This is a genomic window from Gracilibacillus sp. YIM 98692, from assembly GCF_010993965.1.
GTDB lineage: Bacteria > Bacillota > Bacilli > Bacillales > Amphibacillaceae > Gracilibacillus.
Genome location: NZ_WIXM01000005.1, coordinates 59,613 through 81,590, shown reverse-complemented (window position 1 = coordinate 81,590; position 21,978 = coordinate 59,613). Strand labels below are relative to the sequence as shown.

The following is a 21,978-nucleotide window of genomic DNA, read 5'->3' as shown; positions in this document are numbered from 1 at the left end:
CTTTTGTAGAGACACACAAGAAAAAGGCAACTTATCGCTTGATCTTTTCGATAAGTTGCTTTCCCCATACTCTAATATGTTATAATAAATTTACATTAGTTGGAACAGTGCGGATTTTTCGATCACGATATCTTTTATTCTATTATTGGCAGGTAATAGAAGTTTCCTTAAGGAAGTTAATGGAGTGGCCTCGGCAAAGGTTCTATTTACTTCCTCGATATATGATTTATTTAGCTCTGTTCCAACATTTACTTTTTTCATTCCTAATGACACACACCTTCTCATGTCTTCATCAGAAACTCCAGTTCCGCCATGAAGGACCATGCCGACATCTGGCATATTCGCTGAAAGCTCTTCTAGTAATGCAAAATTTATCTTGGCTTTTGATTTATATTGTCCATGAGTGGTTCCAATTGCTACAGCTAATGCATTTACACCTGTTTCTCTGACAAATCGATAAGCGTCTTCTGGTTTCGTATAGATGGCTTCGTCTTCAGAAACTACTACTCCTTCTTCAGCACCGCCTATTGTCCCAACCTCTCCTTCTACCGAAACATTCTTAGCATTGGCATACTCGACGACTGTTCTAGTATTTTGGATATTTTCATCTAGCGAGAGACTGGAACCATCATACATTACCGATGAATACCCTGCATGGATCGCCTCTTTTAGTACTTCAATATCTTTACAGTGATCCATGTGCAAGCATACATCGACATCTAACCTTTCCGCTAGTGTTTCGATACTAGATACTAATAAGTCAAAACCAATATACGCAGCAGTCCCGGGTGAGGTTTGAATAATAATCGGAACATTCAATTCTTTTGCCCCCTCTAACATTGCGGGCAACATTTCTAAACAGTGGACATTAAATGAACCAATCGCTCGTTTCCCTTCATTTTCTTCAAATAGCTGCTTTAGACTTTTTAACATGTGAAACTCCTTTCTATACTCTTCCCCTAATAGAATCTTTCGTTAATTTCATTAATTCATCTGATTTTTGTAAGTACCCTTGCACTTTTTCCTTATCATTCTCCACTGTTGCTTCTTTTCTTTTGATATTGTAAAGCTTGGTTAAGTCTGTAAATGCCTTACCTAGAGTTTTATTCTCTGAAATGCTTGTTTCATAATATTCAATTGCTTTGTCAAACTCATGTAGTTCAAAATATAAACTTCCTAACTTATTTAACACTTCTATTCGCTCATTACCATCTGCCTTTTCCAATTTAGCTAATTGCCAATCTATTTCTTCGGTTAACTGCTGTTTATTTTTTTTAGGTTGATCGTGTTGGGATTGATTTTTTACCTTTTTCTTCTTTTTAAAAAACATCTATGCCATCCTCTCTATGAAAATAGACTCATGATTGGACTAATAATCCATTGGAAGACTAGCGCAGCACCTACTGTATCAACGTCGGTTGCGGTAGTATTAACAAAGCCAAAACTATTAAAGTGCGGCACAAGTAATGCAGGCAGTAAGGTAATAAAGAATCCATGGGCAATCCCTCCAAAGAGCACACCTCTTCTTCCTCCTACGGCATTCATGAATATACCCGCTGTCCCGCCAGCGAAGAAGTTGGTTAACATGCCTGGTAAAATCATCGCTAACCCAAACCAAGGAAGGACAAACATGGCAATCACAGTACCGATCGTTGTCGTAACAAAACCGGCAGTTACAGCGTTTGGAGCATATGGAAACAGAACTGGGCAATCCAGTGCTGGTTTGGCATCTGGAACGACTTTTAACGCAATACCTCTAAAGGCTGGCACAATTTCTGCCAATAATAGCCGTACACCAGCTAGTAATACATAAACACCCACAACAAATTCTACTGCTTGCAAGAAAGCATATACTAAATAGTTCACGTCTCCAGATAATTCAGCACCAAAGCTAGCACCTGCAAAAGCCGCCGTTATCATATATAATGGAATCATGACAAACGCTACAGACAGGTACGTGTCGGATAAAAATCCAAGCCCTTTCGGAAATTTAATATCCTCCGTAGACTTCGATCCTTTCCCAATCACTTTGGAAATTCCAGCAGCAAAAACATAACCGATGGTACAGAAGTGTCCTAAGGCAATCTCATTGGTTCCAGTAATTTTGCGAACAATTGGCTGTGCTATGGCAGGCATGGCAACTGCGAAGAATCCACCAACTAAACCGCCCATCAGAATTAACGATATGCCAGAAAATCCTGCAACACTGCCAAATACCGTTGTCATGGTTGCCATCCACAAGATGGCTTGCCCTGTTAAAAAGATATATTTCCATTTGGTAAAACGAGCGAGAATGATATTAACTACAAAGATCGCTAAGAAGGTAATCGCAATTTGGTTGCCAAGCCCTAAATCATTCATTGCTTGACCGTTAATCGCTTCTATAGATGGGACTATCCCTTGCATACCAAAGCCTTCAGAAAAGATTTTTCCAAAGTATATAAGAGAATTCACAATGATAGATGCCCCAGCTGAAAGAACTAAGAAACCCAGCATTGTTTTAAAACTGCCAGACATCACTTCGCCAAAATCTTTCCGCTGTAATAACAAACCTATAAATGCAATCAAAGCAATAGTAATGGAAGCCTGCGTTAAAACACTATCAATAATAAAATCTATAATGCCCATTCATAACCCTCCCCTGTTCTTTATAGCTTTCCTATTGCTTCTAAAACGGGAACTAATTTTTCTTTAATTTCGTTTTTATCTACTAAACGATCTAGGAATATTAACTCCATCGGCAGATCATATCTCATAAACTGAGATTCAAAGTTTTTCCCTGAGATGATAATATCTGCTCTAGAACCAGCAGCAGAAGAAATATCGGAATGGTCTACGGATGCCTTTACGCCTAAATCCTGAAGAACTGCTTCTACACTCATTTGACAAGCAAAACTACTACCTAGCCCAGCTCCACATACAACTAGAATGTTCAACATATTTTTCACCTCCTTTTAATAAACAAGCATTTGATGTTGATTCGCTATTTCCAATAAAGATGGATTTATCCCATTGGCAGTATCTATCACCGTATCCAATTTAATAGGCAGCACTTGGTCACCTTGTACACCAATCATCACTCCAGACACTCCTTCCTGTATACATTTTGTTGCTTGCCCCCCCATTCTAGAGGCAATGTGTGCATCCCGAAAGGACGGCTTTCCAGCTCTTATATAAAAACCCATAATCGACTTTCGCACTCGAACTCCTGTTTTTTCTTGAATGGTTTCCGCAATATCAAATGATACTCCTTGATTTCCATCTTGATAGTTATTCTCTTCATAGGCGGATTCTGAACACATGATAATAACTGACTTTTTATGTTGAAGCTTTTCTTGTACAAGTGATGCAATACTATTTCTATTAGTCGAACATTCCGGTATAATCGCTACATCACACGCCCCAGCAACAGCACTTTCCAATGCTAGATTTCCTGCTTTACCACCTAAAACTTCAACCATAAAAATTCTACCTGGCATATTGGAAGCTGTATCATGCAATCCAAAAAGCACCTCAAATATTTGATTTAAAGCTGTATCATATCCAATCGTGTAATCAGTTCCATTCACATCATTATCTACCGTCATGGGCAGAAATATGGTTTTTGTTCCTTCCGTATTTAATAATTGAGCGGCTTTTTGCGAACCATTTCCACCACATACAATGAGATATTCAAAGCCATCTGAACGAAGCTTTTGATGAAGCTTATCCCGCCCCTCTTTGGAATATGGGAGTTTACTTCTTGCGGTTCTTACGATGTGCCTGCCATCTAAAGCACGGTTTTCGCAATACGCTGAAGTAAGATGAATCGGTTCATGTTGAAGGATCCCGTCATAGCCTCCATCAAACCCATACAAGTCGATTCCCTTACACCTCGAAATCATCTCAATTGCAGAGTTGATCCCAGCGCCATCTCCTCCACTTGTAATCAGAGCTGCTTTTTTCATCTGTTATCCTCTCCAATTAGATTATTTAAATCATTTACCGAATCAATGTTAGAGATGTTATCAATTAACCCATTCTCCACAATATTGACAATCATTTTAATGATCTCTAAGTGCTTATGGTGATCGGTCGCTGAAAAGCTGATCATCACTTTGACAGGTGCTTCTATACCTTCAAAATAAATAGGATATTTTAACGTAATCAGACTAACTCCTACTCTCAATGCACCATTTTCAGGTCTTGTATGCGGGATGGCTATACCAGGTGAGATCACAATATAAGGCCCATACTCTTCCACATTTTTGATGACTTCACTTGCATACTCCCGATTCACAAACCCATTTTCCCTTAATAGTGAGACACTTTTTTCAATAGCGTCTCGCCAATCTAATGCTTCTACATTAAATTGGACATTATCTTCGGTAAAATAAGTCCCATACATATGCTTTACTCCTTATACTTTGATAAATTCCTTAAAAAATCTTCATAACTATACTCCGATATAAGTTTAGTGATACCGAAGTCTTCTATTAAGAAATGGTAGAGTTGTTTAAACATCATTTCCCATCTTTTTTGCTGATTTTTTGGAACACTTAATACAATCACTACTTGCACTTTCTCTTTATCCCATACAATTGGTTTCTGTAAAATACATACTGCAATAACTGTATTAGTCATGTTATTATCTAGCGGATGTGGAATAGCTAGAAGGTGACAGAGTTCCGTTGATGCCATCTGTTCTCGTTCAAAAATGGAATCTTTCGTATAGGAATCAATATAGTTTTTCTGCTGCATCACATCTGTCATATAATGAAGAACTTCTTCTTTAGTAGATAAATCTACATTTTTGAAAAAAAGATCCTGCTTATATATGTTTCGGTAACTGTTTATATTCTGATCACTGTGTTCATCTAATACTCTAGCTTTAATCGTCGATAGATCTTTATGACTAATAATTGGGTTGATTTTCACTATTTTTTCTGAATGAATATGAGTGATCGGAACAGTCGAAACCACAAGATCCACTTTATCAAGCATGTCTTCACGTAGTTCGGCTAAGCTAATTGTTTCTACTATACTTACTTGTTGGCCATAGTTATTTAAAATCTTCTCTCTGATTAACGATGCGGTTGCAAGACCTGATCCGCATACAATCATAATTTTTTTGATTTGTTGTTTATTTAAACCTTTTTTCTCTAAGGCAACTCCAAAATGAATCGCTAGAAACCCTATTTCATTTTCATCAATCTCTAAACTAGTTCTCTTATAAATCTCTTGACTCGCAATCACCGCTAGTTGAAAGGCAAGTGGGTAATTGTTCTTAATGCTATTTAAAACCTCATTTCGAATGTTCATTTGATAGGCAATTCTTTTAAAGGCAACTTTTAGATGAATAATTAAACCTTCCATTAACTTTTGATCTTCCCTAAAATCGATAGAAGTTTTCTCTTTTATCTCTTCGATTACATGCTGCAGTATCTGTTCTATTCTTTTGTATTCTTTAGAATCAATATAGCTTCCCGATAATCTGCTGCTAGCCAAAAGGTGCTGGGTGATATAGTAAATCTCGTCATACATATCAATATGAAGGGTTTCTTTTATATCATTCAAAATGTCACTAGCGACTTTAAACTCTTTCGTTCCTTTCATATTTTCTATATCATCGACCTTCCATTTGAGTGGCTTTTTATTCATAAACCTTCTAATCGTAATCTCCATATGAATGATGAGATTTTCTAACGCTGTATCTGTTAATTTCAATTGGTGTTTTAATAAGGCATTTAGAGTGATTTCCTTTAAACGGTCGATCTCATTTTTCGGAAATAAATCATGATAAATATGCGAGGTCGGATGATTAAATAAATACTCTGAAATACAGTATCTGATCTTATCTTCATTACCTGTAATCTTAATTCCATTACATCTATCGGTGGTTACACTTAAATCAAATGCAGCCATTCTCTGTTTGACTAAAGGTAAATAACTCTTAAGGGCAGACAAGCTGATAAATAATTCTTCCGCAAACTCTTCCTGATGGATACTAGTATCCGTTAATGTGTTCATTAGTAATTTTTTCACAATTTCATCTTCCAAATGAGCACTATGGTTTGCATTCCCATCTAAATGGTTAGAACCGGTATCAAGGTATTCCGTATATAATTGATCGAAAACTTCTTCCTCCCAAATCTCTAGCTCATATCCCACCCCCTTATGTGATACTATCATGGCGCCATGCTTTTCTAATGCGGCATTTAATTTCTTCATATCATTTCTAATTGTTCTAGAAGAAACCTCCAGTAATAAAGCAATGCTTTTACCAGTTTGGCATTCCTTACTATTTGCTAATAAATGAAGTATTTCCACCTCTCTTTTATTTAGCAATTTCATTTCTTTTGCTTGCCCCTTTCTAGTTTAATTGTATGTCAGCGTTTACACTATTTTAAGTTACTTCTTTTCCTCTTCATAGGAAAAGGGTTAAATATAGTTTATGAGATAGATTTCGCTTCATTACTATTTAAGTGCTAACTTCCTTTTCATGAGCCCATTACCTTAATTCTTTAGTTTAACCATCACTACATCATATCACTTCACACAAAACCATTCTCAAAATGATATTTGTATAATCTCACATTGAGATGTATAATGTAATTAACAACATGAAAACGCATTCAATAAAATGGATTATCCCTTTTATTTGGGAGTTAAGAGGAGGACTTAATATGAGCCAATTAGAGAGAAATTACAAAATGGAACACCTTTTAGAGAAAAACAAATTTAACAAAGAAGTAGTTTTCAACATGACAGACGAGCAGATTGAATATTTTCACTGGCTCTATTTCGAGGAATCTGTTTATGACTTAATGTAAAAATTATATAAATATACATTACCAGCTCTTGGTTCTATACCAAGAGCTGTTTTTAATGCATGAAAATAAATTTATAAGCAAATTACTATCCTATCATGACTCCCCTGTACTATACTATCTTCGTCGTATGATAAGACAGGAGGTGCAAAACATGAAACAAAGAAGCATTGCTTTAGCATATATATTATGGTTCTTCTTCGGCCAAATTGGTGTTCACCGTTTCTATACTGGACGGGTCGGCAGCGGGATCGCTCAACTATTACTTGGTCTAGGGGGATGGGCAACTACTTGGCTGATTATTGGATGGGTACCGCTCGTTGTCCTTTGGATTTGGCTTTTCATCGATATCTTCCTTATTCCTGGTCTATGTAGAAGGCCAAAATAAAATTAGCAATATAACAATCAAGCAAAAACGCTCAGAAATTAAATTCTGAGCGTTTTATATAGCTCACGGACATACAATCCGCTATTTTTGCTTTTCCATGGGGATGCGGACATACAGTTCCTTATTCAGGTTATATCTTAGTAAATGAGAGATTCCTTTAGCAAATAAGGAACCTGATGTCCGTTTATAAATTTTAAAAATCCGATCCTTACATTTTCTTATCGCAGCTCGTTAATAACTGGTTCGCAATGCCAAATTTTGATACAATGAACTGTACAAAATGTAAAACATACAGACTATGCGAAAATAAAAGGCCAGCCACTTCCCTCTAAAAAACTACGAAGTGCCTGGCATCACCCCAAATAATATTTGTTATGTTTTAGAGAATTTGTTAATCATACATTGTAAATTCTGTACAGAATCCTTCAAACTAGAGGTTGTCGAGAATATAGAAGAAGTTCCACAAACAATCATATTTGCTCCTTTATCAATCACTTTAGGTATCGTCTCGTAGCTCATATTTCCATCAACTTGAATAGTAATAGGGTAATTATTTTCATTAATAATTTGCTTTAATTGTTCTATTTTTTTATAAATGGTTGGTAAAAAGGTTTGTCCTGCAAATCCAGGATTAACACTCATGATACAAATATAATCTATGTCCTCATATACGTAGTCTAGTACAGATAAAGGGGTAGATGGATTTAAAGCCACACCTGCCAAAATGTTTTTATCTCTAATAGATTGCAACGTTCTTTGCAGATGTTTGGTAGCTTCTGCGTGTACAGAAATCATGTCTGCCCCTGCATCGATAAATGTATCGATATACCTTTCAGGATCTACTACCATTAAATGTACATCAAAAGGCTTTGAACTTAATTTTCGTAGTCGATGAATAAGGTCTGGTCCCATTGTAAAATTAGGGACAAATTCACCATCCATTATATCAAAGTGGTAATAATCTACTCCACCTTTTTCAAGTTGTTCCATTTCTACTTTCAAATTACTCATATCTGCACACATCATGGAAGGGCCAATTTGAACCATATTTTCAACTCCTTAGTATATGATACAATGTAACAAAAAGCAGTTATACATCAATGACTACTTTGATGTGCCCCTTTCCATTTTCGACTTGATCTAATCCTCTATGAAAATCATCTAAGTTGAAACGGTGTGTAATTAATTCATCTACCTTCACTACTCCATTCTGTAAATATTTAATTGCGCGATCAAAGCAATGTGTTTGTGCAAACGATCCTATGATATTTAATTCTTTTTCAAAAATTTCATAGGGACTTAATACTAACTTATCGCTTTGTGAAGCTACACCATAAATAACAATTTTGGAACCTTTTTTAGAAAATTGAGGTAAGTGCTGTATGACTTCCTCTGCACCTGTGGCATCGATGATAATATCAAATCCTCTTGGGGATTTTTGTTTTAATTCTTGTTCATGAATAGAATAATCCGACCTATCCATTTGTATCGTTTCATGGACGCCAAGATTTTTCGCAACATCTAATTTTCGTTTATCTGAAGCTACTACGACTACGTTAGAGGCCCCGCCATGTACTAACAACTGTGCTAATAGTAATCCAGTAGGCCCTGTTCCAAACATGAGGATATCATCACCCGGCTGTACATCAATTTTGTCCATTCCATGCACTGCACATGCTAATGGTTCTGCAAAGACTGCTTGATCATAACTTAAATCATCTATGAAAAAGACTTTATCATGGTTAACCACTACATATTCCGCAAATCCACCTGGACCTGTCACTCCTAATGAATAAAAATTTTCACAATACAAAGGTTGGTTGCGTTTACAATAATAACAATGGCCACAGAGAACGGTATTATCAGCTGCAACTCTATCTCCTATTTTTACATGATTCACCTTTTCCCCTAATGCGACAATTTCTCCTACAAACTCATGCCCTGGTGTTAATGGGAATTCTGCAATAAATTCACCATGATGGATATGAATATCTGTTCTACATACACCACAAGATTTCACTTTGATCAATACTTGATTTTCCTTAATCGTTGGCGTCTCCACATCTGTTACAATGTAATCCATTGGCTTTTGGTATAATACTGCTTTCATTACCCTTACCTCCCTTATATATTCAACTATTTCTACACTCTAGAATGTTCTATAGTCTTATTTATTTACTATCCCCTTCATCTTTCACCTCTCTTTCATCGCGAAATACAATACTTTCTATTCATTGTCATTTCTGATCATGATGCGCATCCCTTTTCTTTCAGCTGCTTTGTTGAAAGCCCTCTCAATTTCAATTAATTTAAATTGATCACTAATATATCTTTTCATATTAATGATACCATTAGAGATAAGATCAACAGCACGTTTATGTTGTTCTGGTACAGATCCATGAGAGCCTAATACATAAAGTTCTTTGTAATGTATTAAATTAGTATCTAAAGTAACATTAGAATCATTCTTTGCTAAACCACCAAAGAAATTGACTCTGCCTCGATTCTTAGCCATTTGTAATGCCATTTTTTGAGCATCAGGAGTTGAGTTAGCAGTTAACACTACATCTGCTCCTAAACCTTTTGTTTCTTCTTTCACTCGCATGATACTATCTTCCTCTAGTGTACAAACATGAACATCTGCTCCAAATTGTTTAGCTTGTTTTAACCTTTCTTTAGATCTTTGGACTAAAATGACCTTATTAGCTCCCATATGTTTTGCGATTTCTACTAGCATGCATCCAATTGGACCAGCACCAATAACTACTACAGTATCCCCTAACTGAATATTACACATTTCTAATGCATTAATGACACATGCTAAAGGTTCCGCTAAAGCTGCTTCTTCATAAGATATATGATCTGGTATGCGGTGAATAGGGCCATAATTTACAACTTTTCGGTTTAATGCAACATATTCCGCAAAACTGCCTGGAAATTGGTAGCCCATAGCATAATTAATTTGACAATTATTTCCAATACCTTTTTCACAAAATTCACATTCCCCACATGGAACATCCGCTCCTAGACAAATACGATCCCCTACATTGAATTTTGTAACATTTTTCCCCACTCTTTCGATTATACCAGCAGCTTCATGACCAATAATTTGCGGAAAGGTCACTCTATTGTTTCCCGAATTATAGATTCTTAGATCAGAACCGCATATACCCACAGCTTTAACCTTCATTAGAATACTATCATCATCAATATCAGGAGTTGGAACATTTTGCACTTTCATTTGTCTTAAATCCTCTAAAACTGCCGCTTTCATCAACATCACTCCATTTTAATTTATTTAAAACTAAATTAGTTCACTACCATTAATTTATTATAAAAAATTTCCTTTTCCTTTATCTTTACTAAATATTCCATTAATTGTTTCATTTCTATTTTATGTGTGATGAAAGGTGTAACATTTAGTTTTTTATCAGACATAAGATGAATAATTTCTTTCCACTCGTTTTTTGGCAAATGGCTCACAACGGAATTCCATGTACCCTTGATAGTGAGTTCTTGCCTTAAAATATGACTATAAGTTTCCTTAGGCAATAACATGTCATTACTTGCATTCCCCATTAATACAATGGTTCCAAATTGTCTTACAAATTGAATGCATTGTTGTAATGCGACTGAACTACCAGCCCCTTCAATAGCAATGTCCACCCCTTTATGATTAGTTGCATTCATAATCCATTCAGATAAACTTTTATCTTTTGCATGAAATGTTTTACTAAACCCCATTTTTCCAGCGAATTCTACTTTTTCTTCATCGATATCTATTAATAAAACTTCTTTTGCACCCCAAGCTTTTGCTAACGATGCTAGTAAAAGCCCTATAGGACCTGCTCCTAATATTAAAACATTGTCTCTGAAATCTAATTGTGCTTGCCTTAAAGTGTGTAACGCTACAGCTGCTGGTTCAATCATCGCCGCTTCTTCATATGTTATATTTTCAGGGAGTACAAATAAATTCCATAACGGAACTTTAACGAACTCAGCAAACCCACCATCACATCGTGAACCAATATAATTATAGTTTTCACATTGAGCGTATTGACCAATTTGACATGATATACACTCTTGACAAGGAATTAAAGGAAAAACAGCTACCTTTTTGCCAATATAGTCATTTGATACACCTTCTCCTATTTTCTCAATTACACCTGATAATTCGTGGCCTGGTATAGTGGGGAATGAATAGGTTCCTTTTTCAAATATACGCGGGATATCTGAACCACAGACACCACATGCTTTCACTCGAACAATGACTTCTTCTGACTTAGGGAATGGTGTTTCGATTTCACGGAAATGAAGTTGAGCTACGTTTTCTAAGTGCCATCCCTTCATTGGAAACCTCCTTGAATAATAGATTGTAAAAACTATTAATTTACTTTACTAGCTACCACAAGATCTATGTTATGGCTTGAAAAGACTTCACGATAATTATTCCCTGGCTCTTTGTCTGTAATGATACGATGTATTTGATCAAAAGAGCATATTTTGTGTAAAAATTGTTTTTCAAACTTGCTACTATCAACCAGTAAATTGACTTCTTTTGCATTTTGAATTACTTTCTTTTTTATTTGAACTTCAAAAATATTCGCATTACTTATTCCATGTTCTGTAGACAATCCCGATGCGGAGATAAAAGCTTTATCAAACGATAGATTATCGAGATTAGACTCTGCGATTGGGCCTACAAGAGAAGAAGTAACATCTCGCAACATCCCTCCAATTAGAATTTTTTCTTGTTGTTTGCCTTTTATTTGAGATGCAACATTAAGTGCATTCGTAACAATGGTTAAATTCGAGTCCGTTGGTAAAAATTGAACAATATAAGGTGTTGTGGTTCCCGCATCAATGAAAATGGCTTCCTTCTCTTTAATATAATCAGCAGCACATTTTCCGATGAGTTTTTTTGCTTCTGAGTTTATACTTTCTCTTTGTTCCAATTCTATATCAGGTTCAGTAGAGGGAATAGCACCACCATATGTCCTCTTTATCAGACCTAGTTTCTCCATTTTCTCGAAATCTCTTCGAATCGTCATATCTGCAACAGAAAATTTCTTCACGAGATCATGAATGTTTACTTCACCATTCTGTAAAACTTCATCATAAATCTTTGCTTGTCGAGAATTCAAATATTGTTTTTGATACAATGGTATTGCCTCCATCTTTACACAATTTGTTTGATAATGTTTGTTGTTTGAAATATATGTTTTATTTAAACAAATTATAACTTTTATATGTTAAAATGTAAACATTAAATAGTTATAATTTATTTTGGGAGGAGTACCATTTGATACGTTCATCATTAGCCAATTCTGTGATTTCTGAATTAACAGATGTTTTAGATGAGGATTTGATCATTGTCGATGTACATGGAGTTATTATCGCAAGTACTGAAAGTAAAAGAATTGATAATTTTCATGAAGGAGCTAAACAAGTGATAGATTATCAACTGGAACAACTGATCATTACAGAGGATGACACACGTAAATGGATAGGAGTAAAAGCAGGTATTAATTTGCCAATTGTTTTTTTAGGGGAAATAATTGGAGTCATTGGAATTACTGGTAACCCTGATAATGTTATTATACATGGACAATTAGTGAAAAAAATGACCGAATTATTAATAAAAGAAAATTATGATAATGAGCAATTGGATTGGCGCTCAAGAACTTTAGAGATGTTACTTCAGTCGTGGCTTAAAATAGATGTGGATATGAAAGAGCTACATAACCAAGCAAAATTTCTCCATATTAATCTAACATTACATCGAAGAGTAGTGTTACTGGGATATACACAAGAGACAAGTAACTGGATACAACGGAGAATATGGGAAGACGTCTACTATCAATTTTTCATGTCCAACGACGATCTGATCGTAAGATGGGAAAAGGACAAACTCTTAATCTTATTTGCATATTCAAATAGGAGAAGTGATGATAGTATCATTAAATTACTAAATAAAATTCAAGAGTTTATTTATGAGAAGTATAAATTATTCGCCATTGTAGGTATTGGTAATAAAAAAAAGCCTAATGAAATATATTTATCTTTGAAAGAAGCCTACATAGCATATAAAGAAACTAGCACCTATAAACCTATAGTATTTGAAAAAAACTTAGATTTGGAATTGTACCTTCGTGAAATTCAGCCAGAGACACAAAAAAAGGTGCTAGAGAGATCTTTATCCAGTGTAATAGAAGATTCTGATTTATTAGAGACACTTCAGGTCTTTCTGAAATGTGATTTGTCCTATGTAACGACAGCAAAGGAGTTACATGTGCACGTAAATACATTGCATTACAGGATCAATAAAATAGAAACCATTACAGGCATAAGTATGAAGAAAATAAGAAATGTAGTCCTAGTTTACTTATGCTTATCGTTTTTGGATGATTCCACAATTATGACACAGAAAAAGGGTTCATTTTTCGTATAAATCCATATAGTTTTTAGATCATACTATGTTTATAATCTAGTTATAAGACTCATCTTATGAATTCTATATTTGGGGGTGCGATATGATAGATTCAAACTTTAGGAAAGCACTAATCGAAGTAGTTGGCAAAGAAAATTTTGATGATACAAATACAGAAAAACTGGTGTATTCATATGATGCTACGCCTGGCTTTCAAGCCATGCCAGATGCTGTAATTGCACCTAGAAGCACCGAAGAAATTACTGAAATAGTAAAGTTATGTAATGATTATAAAGTACCAATTGTTCCAAGGGGCTCTGGTACGAACTTATGTGCAGGTACTTGTCCTTTAGAGGGCGGAGTTGTTTTATTATTTAAACATTTAAACAACATTTTGGAAATCGATGAAGAAAACTTAACGGTAACCGTACAACCTGGAGTCATTACGTCTTCCCTTATAGAAGCAGTTGAAGAAAAAGGTTTTTTTTATCCTCCTGATCCAAGTTCAATGAAAATTTCAACAATCGGTGGGAATATTAATGAAAATTCTGGGGGATTAAGAGGTTTGAAATATGGAGTAACGGCAGATTACGTTTTAGGTCTTCAATTAGTTTTACCAAATGGGGAGACCATTCGTACTGGCGGAAAATTAGCAAAAGATGTCGCTGGATATGACCTTACTCGTCTAATGGTTGGATCGGAAGGAACATTAGCCATTATCACCGAAGCTACTTTAAAACTAATCCCTAAGCCAAATGATACGAAGACTCTATTGGCCATATTTGACAGAATGGAAGATGCGGCAGAAACTGTATCCGCTATCATATCAAATAAAATCATACCTTCCACATTAGAATTTTTAGATAATCTCACTTTAAATGTAGTAGAGGATTATGCAAAAGTAGGCTTACCTACAGATGTAGAAGCCGTTTTACTAATAGAACAAGATGGACATCAAAATGTAGTAGAAGAAGATATAGCATCTATTTCAGAGATTTGCAGTTCGAATAAAGCCGTTTCTGTTCATGTAGCTGAAACAAAAGAAGAGGCAGAGAAATTGCGCACAGCGAGGCGTTCTGCTTTATCTGCGCTAGCACGGTTAAAGCCAACCACTATATTAGAAGATGCTACTGTTCCAAGATCTGAGATACCGAAAATGGTTCGCTCTATTAATGATATTGCCCAAAAATACAATGTCAATATATGTACATTCGGACATGCGGGTGATGGGAATTTACATCCTACCTGTTTAACAGACGGAAGAGATAGAGAAGAAATGCAAAGAGTTGAAGCTGCATTTGAGGAAATTTTTAAAAAAGCAATTGAGTTGGGCGGCACCATTACAGGAGAGCACGGAGTAGGTGTCATGAAAGCACAATATTTAGGCTTGAAAGTCGGGGCATCCGGATTAGACATTATGAAATCAATTAAAACAGCGATCGATCCTCATCACATAATGAATCCAGGGAAAGTATTTTCAAAGGAATCTATGATGAAAGAGGTGGTAAATAATGACAACACCTGAAGAAAAACAAAAAATCCAAGAAGCATTTCATCAACGCGTAGATGACGATGAGTTATTAAATTGTATGAGGTGCGGTTTTTGTTTACCTAAATGTCCAACTTATATAGAGTCAGGTTACAAGGAATCTCATTCACCTCGAGGTAGAATCGCTCTTATGAAAGCGGTGTCGGACGGTCTAATAGAACCAGATGAAGATGTGGAACGTTCGCTAGAGTTATGCTTAGGATGTCGCGCATGCGAACCAGTTTGTCCATCTGGAGTGCCCTATGGTCACTTATTAGAAGAAGTAAGAGATATTATCAACCAAAACAAGAAATTCCCTTTTAAAACACGAGTGCTTCGTAAAATCGTGTTTGATCATGTCTTTCCTCATCATCATCGTATTAAAACCTTAACGAATCTTCTAAGCTATTATCAAAGCACAGGCATGCAAAATATTATGCATAAAACTGGTGTTTTAAACATGTTTCCGGATACTTTAGCTACGATGGAAAAGGTTTTGCCACAAGCACCTAATAAAAAGAAAATGAATAAGAGAGAGACTATAATGACTCCCGTCAACACCAAAAAGAAACGAGTGGCGTTTTTTACTGGTTGTTTAATGGACTCTTTGTTTCGTGAAACCAATGATGCTACGTTAGAATTGTTAAAAATAGCTGGGTGCGAAATTGTTATCCCGGATCAACAAGTTTGTTGTGGTGCGCTGCATGGTCATAGCGGAGAAAAAGAAAGGGCAAGGGATTTAGCTAAAAAAAATATTAAAGCATTTGAAGCATTAAATGTTGATTATATATTAACCAATGCCGGGGGATGCGGGGCTTTTCTAAGTGACTATGATCATTTATTAAAAGAGGATGAGGAATGGTCAGGGCGAGCAAAAAAGCTTTCCAACAAAATCATAGACTTTTCCTCCATTTTGGTAGCATTAGATTTTCACCAAAATCATTTATTTCTTCATCAACAAGTGATTACTTATCAAGATTCATGTCATTTAAGAAATGTTTTAGGTATAAAGGATGCTCCTAGAAGGTTAATAAAAGCGATCGATCATATAACTTTTCAAGAAATGAAAGATGCAGATACTTGTTGTGGTTCAGCTGGAATATACAATATTACAGAGTCAGAAATGTCCATGAAAATATTAGACAAAAAAATGATAAATACGAAGGCGACCCATGCAACAACCATAGTAACCTCAAATCCAGGATGCTTACTGCAAATGAAATTAGGGGTTGAAAGAGAAGGAATGGCAGATAAAGTAAGAATAGTTCATTTAGCAGATTTATTACTAGAGGCATATCAGCCAAACTAAAAAATAAATTAAGGAAGGGTTATTGAGGTTCTTTTACACTTTTCTAGGTACGTAGGTAGAATATACTTATCATTCTACCTACTAAATCGATATTACATGTAAGATTTTTTACTCCCAAACACTTACCTCTACATATTGATGGCTATGGTTATTCATTGGTTTTTGAGCTAACAATGCAGCACCGTAAGCTGCTGGTTCCTCCTCTTCCACTATCTCGAACCCTTTCTTATACTCTTGTGCTCTTATGCTTTTCCATATATCATGTTTCGTTGGATGACCGGAAATAATAATTCGTTTAAGAGAAGTATCGGTCAATTCAAGTAAGCTATTTGTCATCCTTACTGCCTTCCTTGAAATTCCTTCCATAATAGCTCGCATAAACTCTGCTCTTGTTGTTAAATGGTTAAAATGATCAAATGTATAATATTCGGCATCTTCAGAAATTTCAAAAATAACACCATTGCTCCCTGAAGGTACCTTTGTTATTTCTTGATATAACTCTTTTTCATCAGAATCTTTATACAAAAAACTTTTCCATTGTTTAAAGATATGACCAGAAGAAAGAGAAGTCATTACATAGTAGTGTTCCTCATCCACAAAGCAACCCATAACCGTTTGAGATGATAATTCTTCCATATCATAAGATTTTTTGGTTAACATTAAATGCGCTTCAGACGTACCAGCAGAAATAAATAATTTCCCCTCACCATTTACACCACTTGCATATGCCGCACATAAATGATCATGTCCACCCGTAACGACTTTCATATTTTTAGGTACATGTAGTTTTTTCGCTATATCTGTTGAAACATTACCAATACATACTCCCGAAGGCTTTAAATCAGGAAGTACATCAACTGAAATATCTACTCTATTTAATAAGTCCATATTCCAACTCTTATTTTTTATATCAAACAGTCCTGTTCTTGATGCATGAGACCAATTCATTACATATTGATCGCATAAACTGCCTAATACATAGCCTCCCATATCTATCATCTTATTTGTTTTCTCTAAATCTAACGGTCTATTTTTTTGCAGCCACAATAATTTGAATATAGAAAAAGAAGGATCAATATGATACTGTGTATTTTTTCTATTAAATTCCTTTGCTTCACTAATTCCTCTATGATCATACCATGCTATGCTATTTCCAATCGGATAATTTTTTTCATCCAATAATACAACTTCTTCCCCAAAGCTTGCCGTCGAAATGCTAGTTATCTGATGATGATCTAATTCATCTGTACATTTCAACAACAAATTGTATACCGCATCCCTTATCTCAATAGGATTTCGCTCATAGTACCCTGTATCTGTTTGTATAACAGGGGTCACACATTTCTTTAAAGTTACTATACTTCTATTTTGAATATGGACCACTGCCACTTTAATATGTGTCGTACCTATATCAATGCCGATAGAATACAATCCGATCTCCCCCTATCCAAAAGAGTAAGCAGGCTATCACGATACATTAAGCACTGACCTGTATTCCCTCAATTTTTTTAAAAATATGATACGCTTTCCACATAATCATAGCTGCTACAGTGCTGCCACCAAAGAAAAAGGCGTAACCAATATAATAAATAACATAAAACACAGCCAAACATAACCCTATCAAAATCAAAGTGGTGATCGGATTGGACACACCAATTAAAAAGGCGTATTTAACTTGCGTGAATACCCTTACATTATAATGCGCCATAACTGGAAAAATATAGACGACAATGACAGAAAATATGATGAAGTACCCAACTGTTAAAGCAAAACCTAAAAACCTATAGTCTACTTCAAAAAGTAAATGACTCATGTAATAAATCAAATAGATAGGTACAGCCATGAAAGCTAAAAGCAAACCAATGGCATTAGACTTTATAAAATTCTCCTTATAACTTAACCAGAATACCCGAAACACTCTGACTTCATGCTCTTCTTTTTTCCACTCACGGATCACAGAAAACATCGCAACAGTGGAAGGCATCAAACCAAATATAACGAAACCTAGTATAATAAAAGTGAACCAAAGTAAATTGACATAAGTTAACCGGACACACCATATACAGAAAGTATTTAAAATGGTATACATATCATTTCTCACTGCCATCATTCCTTATGAAATAATTTTATTTATTTTACAGCCCCACTCGTTATACCATTCACCACACGTTTTTCAAAAATTAAATATAAAATTAATAATGGTAAAATGGAAACAATCGTAAAAGCCAACACTACAGGCCAATCTTGCATCCCCATACTATCTCGTAACATAAATAACTGGTAAGGTAATGTCCTCATTTCTTGTGATTGCGTAAATGCTAAAGCGAATGGGAATTCGTTCCACGCCTCACGTAACGAAAAAATACTGACTGTTAAAATGGCTGGTAAAGACATCGGGACAATCACATACCACATAATTTGCCATGATTTTGCACCATCAATAGCAGCCGCTTCCTCTAAAGATTTCGGTATCACCTTAAAAAATCCAGCTAAAATCCAAGTAGCCATCGGAATAGCTGTGGCCGTATAAGTAATCACTAAACTTAAATAAGTATCCGCTAAACCTACCATGGAGATACCTGCAAATAAAGGCACGATCAAACTTGCTCTTGGTAAAATTCTAGGAATTAAAATAAGCATTAACAATAAGTGACGACATTTAAAAGCATATCGCGCAAAAGCATAGCCTGCTAGAATACTAGCCACCACTGCAATGATTGTGGAAGTAATAGCTAGAAAAGTACTATTAAATAAATATCTCCAGAAGTGATCATAGTTAAATACGGTCATATAGTTACTAAAATTCATTAAATTAGGAATAATAGTTGGGGGTGTTTCGTACACTTCAACTTTTGTTTTAAAAGACGCTGAAAAAGCCCAAATCATAGGTGTTACCGTCCAAATAACTAATACAATCAAAGGAATAATATACATTTTTTCTGATAATTTCCATTTAATTTTAGCTAACATAATCGCCCTCCTCACTTCCATTAATCATCCGTATTAAATATTTTTAAATACAATGCACTAGTTGCTACATTAAATATGAGAATGATTACCATAACAGCACTACCCAATGAGTATTTCAATTCATCAAATGCTACATTATACATATAAACAGCCAATACTTCTGTTGCTCTATTAGGTCCGCCTCCAGTAAGAGGTAAGATAACATCAAACATGTTAAAACTAGCAAAACTGAGCCACACAAGACTTATCCCCATCATCGGAGATATTAAGGGCAAAATAATTTTTGTTAGTACTTTGGATTTAGAAGCTCCATCAACAGTTGCTGAATCGAATAATTCAGGGTCAATACTTTGAATACCACTTAATAATATAAGAGTAGCAAATGGGACAATAAACCAAGTATTTGTTAATACTGCAACAAATAATGCCCAGTTAGGATGTGCTAAAAAATTGACTGCATCTAAATTTAATGTGATTAAAACTTGATTAATCAATCCTACATCACCACTGAACAAAAAACGAAACATAACAGCAGTTGCAATACCTGAAACCAAGTAAGGAACTAAAGCTAACCCTTTTAAAAAGTTACCGAACCTAGTTGCTCTATATAAACTAAGTGCGAAGAAAAGTGATAAAACTAACCCTAGAGACACACTGCCAAACACGAAGATTAAAGAACGAACCAACGAATTTAAGAAAGCTGCATTTTGAAATAAGTATATATAGTTATCCAAAAATACAAAACCAGTTTCCGCTTTCATTAAATCCATATCAAACAAAGATAAAAGCGTCCCATAAAGGACCGCATATCCTAATACACCAAAAACAAAGAGAAAACCTGGTAATATTAGCAGATAAGGAGTTAATAACTTTCTTCTTTTTTGCTTTTTTAAATTGATCGCAGCATCCAATTAAAAAACCTCCTCTAGCATCCATCGTTTTTTAAACTTAACGGCAACAATTAATATGTTGCCGTTAAGTGTTTGATTATTATTCATCGATTTCATCTATTAATTCTTGATAACGTTTTGTTACCTCTTCTGGATCTGCCTCTAAATCCGTTAACGCCTCCTGTTTAAAATCATTTAAAATCGTATAGATTTCTGGTTGACGAACATGACTAGGTAAAATTTCGGAATTTAAGAATCCTTCTTTCACTCTTTCAAACCATGGATGTGCTTCTGCAAACTCATCAGATAATAAAACGGCCTCGTTGGTTGTTGGTTGGTATCGTAATGCTACTTGTTTCGAAATGTCTTCACTGCTTAAGTACTTCAATACCTCCGTTACAGCTTCAGGATGTTCAGTATCTGAGTTTACTAACATTGGCCAACTAAAACTTGCAGGAGTGTAATCGTTCATACCAGATCTAACAGGCTGATAAGTTGGCAACCATTGTTCTTCATAATTTAATTCTTCTTGAATAATTGGATAAATGTTTAATGCTTCAGGCATATATGCCACGTTGCCACTAATGAAACCACCACGCATTTCACCAGATTCCCAAGCGATCGTTTCAGGATTCATTAACTCTTCTTTCATCATCGTTTGATGCCATTCAAATATATAACGCCCTGCTTCGGAATCAATGATAGGAGCATTAGAGTCGGTATATTCTCCTCCCATAGATACAAACATAGACGAGAACCAAAGCGGCGGTGCATTGGATCCACCTACAGTTGCATAAGGGTAATCACTTAATCCAGCATCTTTAATCATTCTCGAATGTTCAATGACATCATCCCATGTCTCAGGACCAGCAGGATCTAAGCCAACTTCCTCGTACCAATCGTTTCGATGAACATGAAAATATGGACCAAAGTGAATAGCTAAACCATATGGATCTCCTTCATAACTTACGATATCAAATGCTTGATCTAATAATTTATTATAGCTATCTGGGTCTTCTTCCGCCCATTTATCATAGTATTCGCTCATATTTAACACTGCGCCTTGCGCTGCTAGATTTTGTGTTGATTCATGAAAAACCTGAAATATATCAGGGGCATTCCCAGCATTTTTATTTCTAAGAAAATCGGCATCTGCCTGTTCTAATGGCACTACATCATATTCCACGTTGATATTAGGATTTTCTTCATGGAACGTTTCGAACGCATCATCTGGAATAAAATCTTCTCGACCAAACCATACTTGGACAGTTACTTCTTCATCATTTGTTACACTGCTATCCGACCCATTATTATCTCCTTCATTATCATTCGTTGTATCCACATCCCCTCCACTACATGCAACCATGATAACGGCTAGTAATGTCATCAATAAGACAATAGTCCATTTTTTTTTCATTACAGATACCTCCTATTTTTTATTAACCCCTTTTCAGCCTTCATATAAAACGGTTTTTCTCTCATCCATCACCTCCTCTTTTATAGCATCAACACTAATATAAAACGCTTTCATTATATGATGAAAAAACTTGATAGAATCAAGTCTTTTTTTAATTACTGGTACTAAGGAAGAATATACTCACTCTCCTCTTTCCCGTTCGTTTGGCTCGTTTATTGTGAGGAGTCTCGCATATTC

Annotated in this window: 22 protein-coding genes; 5 read left to right on the top strand and 17 right to left on the bottom strand. The window is 35.4% G+C overall.

The features are described 5' to 3' along the window. Window positions 1-90 precede the first annotated feature (90 nt). The 7 genes from GHD00_RS07150 to GHD00_RS07120 are packed head-to-tail and all read right to left on the bottom strand — an operon-like array spanning window position 91 to window position 6,333. Complete coding sequence (locus tag GHD00_RS07150) at window positions 91-933, bottom strand: class II fructose-bisphosphate aldolase (protein WP_163537468.1); 843 nt, start codon at window positions 931-933, stop codon at window positions 91-93. Window positions 934-946: 13 nt separating this feature from the next. Continuing rightward, window positions 947-1,330 (bottom strand): tetratricopeptide repeat protein, encoded by a 384-nt coding sequence (locus GHD00_RS07145; RefSeq protein WP_163537467.1) that lies wholly within the window; start codon window positions 1,328-1,330, stop codon window positions 947-949. Window positions 1,331-1,344: 14 nt separating this feature from the next. Then, window positions 1,345-2,628, bottom strand: a complete 1,284-nt coding sequence (locus tag GHD00_RS07140; protein ID WP_163537466.1) for a PTS sugar transporter subunit IIC — start codon at window positions 2,626-2,628, stop codon at window positions 1,345-1,347. Window positions 2,629-2,648: 20 nt separating this feature from the next. Further along, window positions 2,649-2,939 carry a PTS sugar transporter subunit IIB gene (locus GHD00_RS07135; protein ID WP_163537465.1) on the bottom strand — a complete coding sequence of 97 codons (291 nt, stop codon included), beginning with the start codon at window positions 2,937-2,939 and terminating at the stop codon, window positions 2,649-2,651. Window positions 2,940-2,954: 15 nt separating this feature from the next. Further along, window positions 2,955-3,947, bottom strand: coding sequence for a 6-phosphofructokinase (locus GHD00_RS07130; protein ID WP_163537464.1), 993 nt, complete (start codon window positions 3,945-3,947; stop codon window positions 2,955-2,957). Then, window positions 3,944-4,387 (bottom strand): PTS sugar transporter subunit IIA, encoded by a 444-nt coding sequence (locus GHD00_RS07125; RefSeq protein WP_163537463.1) that lies wholly within the window; start codon window positions 4,385-4,387, stop codon window positions 3,944-3,946. Before GHD00_RS07125 ends, GHD00_RS07130 begins: the two co-directional genes overlap by 4 nt. 5 nt (window positions 4,388-4,392) lie before the next feature. Next, window positions 4,393-6,333, bottom strand: a complete 1,941-nt coding sequence (locus tag GHD00_RS07120; RefSeq protein WP_163537462.1) for a BglG family transcription antiterminator — start codon at window positions 6,331-6,333, stop codon at window positions 4,393-4,395. Between the two features lie 332 nt (window positions 6,334-6,665). Between GHD00_RS07120 and GHD00_RS07115 the strand changes: the two genes are divergently transcribed. After that, a complete protein-coding gene (locus tag GHD00_RS07115; protein ID WP_163537461.1) occupies window positions 6,666-6,812 on the top strand; it encodes a BH0509 family protein in 147 nt (48 codons plus the stop codon). 151 nt (window positions 6,813-6,963) lie between these two features. Next, window positions 6,964-7,197, top strand: coding sequence for a TM2 domain-containing protein (locus GHD00_RS07110; protein ID WP_163537460.1), 234 nt, complete (start codon window positions 6,964-6,966; stop codon window positions 7,195-7,197). 372 nt (window positions 7,198-7,569) lie between these two features. Here GHD00_RS07110 and rpe read toward each other — a convergent pair whose 3' ends face one another. The 5 genes from rpe to GHD00_RS07085 form a co-directional block, all read right to left on the bottom strand. Next, on the bottom strand, window positions 7,570-8,244 hold the full coding sequence (rpe, locus tag GHD00_RS07105; protein WP_163537459.1) for a ribulose-phosphate 3-epimerase: 675 nt from the start codon (window positions 8,242-8,244) through the stop codon (window positions 7,570-7,572). Between the two features lie 43 nt (window positions 8,245-8,287). Further along, window positions 8,288-9,307 carry a zinc-dependent alcohol dehydrogenase family protein gene (locus tag GHD00_RS07100; protein WP_163537458.1) on the bottom strand — a complete coding sequence of 340 codons (1,020 nt, stop codon included), beginning with the start codon at window positions 9,305-9,307 and terminating at the stop codon, window positions 8,288-8,290. Window positions 9,308-9,424: 117 nt separating this feature from the next. After that, a complete protein-coding gene (locus GHD00_RS07095) occupies window positions 9,425-10,471 on the bottom strand; it encodes a zinc-dependent dehydrogenase (protein ID WP_163537457.1) in 1,047 nt (348 codons plus the stop codon). 35 nt (window positions 10,472-10,506) lie between these two features. Then, window positions 10,507-11,547: a galactitol-1-phosphate 5-dehydrogenase gene (locus GHD00_RS07090; protein WP_163537456.1), complete on the bottom strand. Its 1,041-nt coding sequence runs from the start codon at window positions 11,545-11,547 to the stop codon at window positions 10,507-10,509. A 35-nt stretch (window positions 11,548-11,582) separates the two neighbouring features. After that, window positions 11,583-12,359: a DeoR/GlpR family DNA-binding transcription regulator gene (locus GHD00_RS07085; protein ID WP_163537455.1), complete on the bottom strand. Its 777-nt coding sequence runs from the start codon at window positions 12,357-12,359 to the stop codon at window positions 11,583-11,585. Between the two features lie 140 nt (window positions 12,360-12,499). On the opposite strand from GHD00_RS07085, the gene GHD00_RS07080 reads away from it, so the two are divergent. From GHD00_RS07080 to GHD00_RS07070, 3 genes are all read left to right on the top strand, one after another. Continuing rightward, window positions 12,500-13,648 carry a CdaR family transcriptional regulator gene (locus tag GHD00_RS07080; protein ID WP_163537454.1) on the top strand — a complete coding sequence of 383 codons (1,149 nt, stop codon included), beginning with the start codon at window positions 12,500-12,502 and terminating at the stop codon, window positions 13,646-13,648. A gap of 82 nt (window positions 13,649-13,730) precedes the next feature. After that, complete coding sequence (gene glcD / locus GHD00_RS07075; RefSeq protein WP_163537453.1) at window positions 13,731-15,152, top strand: glycolate oxidase subunit GlcD; 1,422 nt, start codon at window positions 13,731-13,733, stop codon at window positions 15,150-15,152. Further along, window positions 15,139-16,464 carry a (Fe-S)-binding protein gene (locus tag GHD00_RS07070; RefSeq protein ID WP_163537452.1) on the top strand — a complete coding sequence of 442 codons (1,326 nt, stop codon included), beginning with the start codon at window positions 15,139-15,141 and terminating at the stop codon, window positions 16,462-16,464. The genes glcD and GHD00_RS07070 overlap by 14 nt, the downstream gene beginning before the upstream one ends. A gap of 108 nt (window positions 16,465-16,572) precedes the next feature. Here the strand turns inward: GHD00_RS07070 and GHD00_RS07065 are convergent, their stop codons facing one another. From GHD00_RS07065 to GHD00_RS07045, 5 genes are all read right to left on the bottom strand, one after another. Continuing rightward, the gene (locus GHD00_RS07065; RefSeq protein WP_163537451.1) at window positions 16,573-17,895 is read right to left on the bottom strand and encodes an FGGY-family carbohydrate kinase; all 1,323 of its coding nucleotides are present in this window, start codon (window positions 17,893-17,895) and stop codon (window positions 16,573-16,575) included. A 46-nt stretch (window positions 17,896-17,941) separates the two neighbouring features. Further along, window positions 17,942-18,565: a YesL family protein gene (locus GHD00_RS07060; protein WP_163537450.1), complete on the bottom strand. Its 624-nt coding sequence runs from the start codon at window positions 18,563-18,565 to the stop codon at window positions 17,942-17,944. A 29-nt stretch (window positions 18,566-18,594) separates the two neighbouring features. Beyond that, the gene (locus GHD00_RS07055; protein WP_163537449.1) at window positions 18,595-19,434 is read right to left on the bottom strand and encodes a carbohydrate ABC transporter permease; all 840 of its coding nucleotides are present in this window, start codon (window positions 19,432-19,434) and stop codon (window positions 18,595-18,597) included. 20 nt (window positions 19,435-19,454) lie between these two features. Next, window positions 19,455-20,345 (bottom strand): carbohydrate ABC transporter permease, encoded by an 891-nt coding sequence (locus tag GHD00_RS07050; RefSeq protein ID WP_163537448.1) that lies wholly within the window; start codon window positions 20,343-20,345, stop codon window positions 19,455-19,457. 79 nt (window positions 20,346-20,424) lie between these two features. Then, window positions 20,425-21,741, bottom strand: coding sequence for an ABC transporter substrate-binding protein (locus GHD00_RS07045; RefSeq protein WP_163537447.1), 1,317 nt, complete (start codon window positions 21,739-21,741; stop codon window positions 20,425-20,427). Window positions 21,742-21,978 lie beyond the last annotated feature (237 nt).

Bases quoted from the DNA above. Each gene is read 5' to 3' on its own strand.
- GHD00_RS07150 (WP_163537468.1), bottom strand. From the start codon at position 933: ATGTTAAAAAGTCTAAAGCAGCTATTTGAAGAAAATGAAGGGAAACGA.
- GHD00_RS07145 (WP_163537467.1), bottom strand. From the start codon at position 1,330: ATGTTTTTTAAAAAGAAGAAAAAGGTAAAAAATCAATCCCAACACGAT.
- GHD00_RS07140 (WP_163537466.1), bottom strand. From the start codon at position 2,628: ATGGGCATTATAGATTTTATTATTGATAGTGTTTTAACGCAGGCTTCC.
- GHD00_RS07135 (WP_163537465.1), bottom strand. From the start codon at position 2,939: ATGTTGAACATTCTAGTTGTATGTGGAGCTGGGCTAGGTAGTAGTTTT.
- GHD00_RS07130 (WP_163537464.1), bottom strand. From the start codon at position 3,947: ATGAAAAAAGCAGCTCTGATTACAAGTGGAGGAGATGGCGCTGGGATC.
- GHD00_RS07125 (WP_163537463.1), bottom strand. From the start codon at position 4,387: ATGTATGGGACTTATTTTACCGAAGATAATGTCCAATTTAATGTAGAA.
- GHD00_RS07120 (WP_163537462.1), bottom strand. From the start codon at position 6,333: ATGAAATTGCTAAATAAAAGAGAGGTGGAAATACTTCATTTATTAGCA.
- GHD00_RS07115 (WP_163537461.1), top strand. From the start codon at position 6,666: ATGAGCCAATTAGAGAGAAATTACAAAATGGAACACCTTTTAGAGAAA.
- GHD00_RS07110 (WP_163537460.1), top strand. From the start codon at position 6,964: ATGAAACAAAGAAGCATTGCTTTAGCATATATATTATGGTTCTTCTTC.
- rpe (WP_163537459.1), bottom strand. From the start codon at position 8,244: ATGGTTCAAATTGGCCCTTCCATGATGTGTGCAGATATGAGTAATTTG.
- GHD00_RS07100 (WP_163537458.1), bottom strand. From the start codon at position 9,307: ATGAAAGCAGTATTATACCAAAAGCCAATGGATTACATTGTAACAGAT.
- GHD00_RS07095 (WP_163537457.1), bottom strand. From the start codon at position 10,471: ATGAAAGCGGCAGTTTTAGAGGATTTAAGACAAATGAAAGTGCAAAAT.
- GHD00_RS07090 (WP_163537456.1), bottom strand. From the start codon at position 11,547: ATGAAGGGATGGCACTTAGAAAACGTAGCTCAACTTCATTTCCGTGAA.
- glcD (WP_163537453.1), top strand. From the start codon at position 13,731: ATGATAGATTCAAACTTTAGGAAAGCACTAATCGAAGTAGTTGGCAAA.
- GHD00_RS07070 (WP_163537452.1), top strand. From the start codon at position 15,139: ATGACAACACCTGAAGAAAAACAAAAAATCCAAGAAGCATTTCATCAA.
- GHD00_RS07055 (WP_163537449.1), bottom strand. From the start codon at position 19,434: ATGTTAGCTAAAATTAAATGGAAATTATCAGAAAAAATGTATATTATT.
- GHD00_RS07045 (WP_163537447.1), bottom strand. From the start codon at position 21,741: ATGAAAAAAAAATGGACTATTGTCTTATTGATGACATTACTAGCCGTT.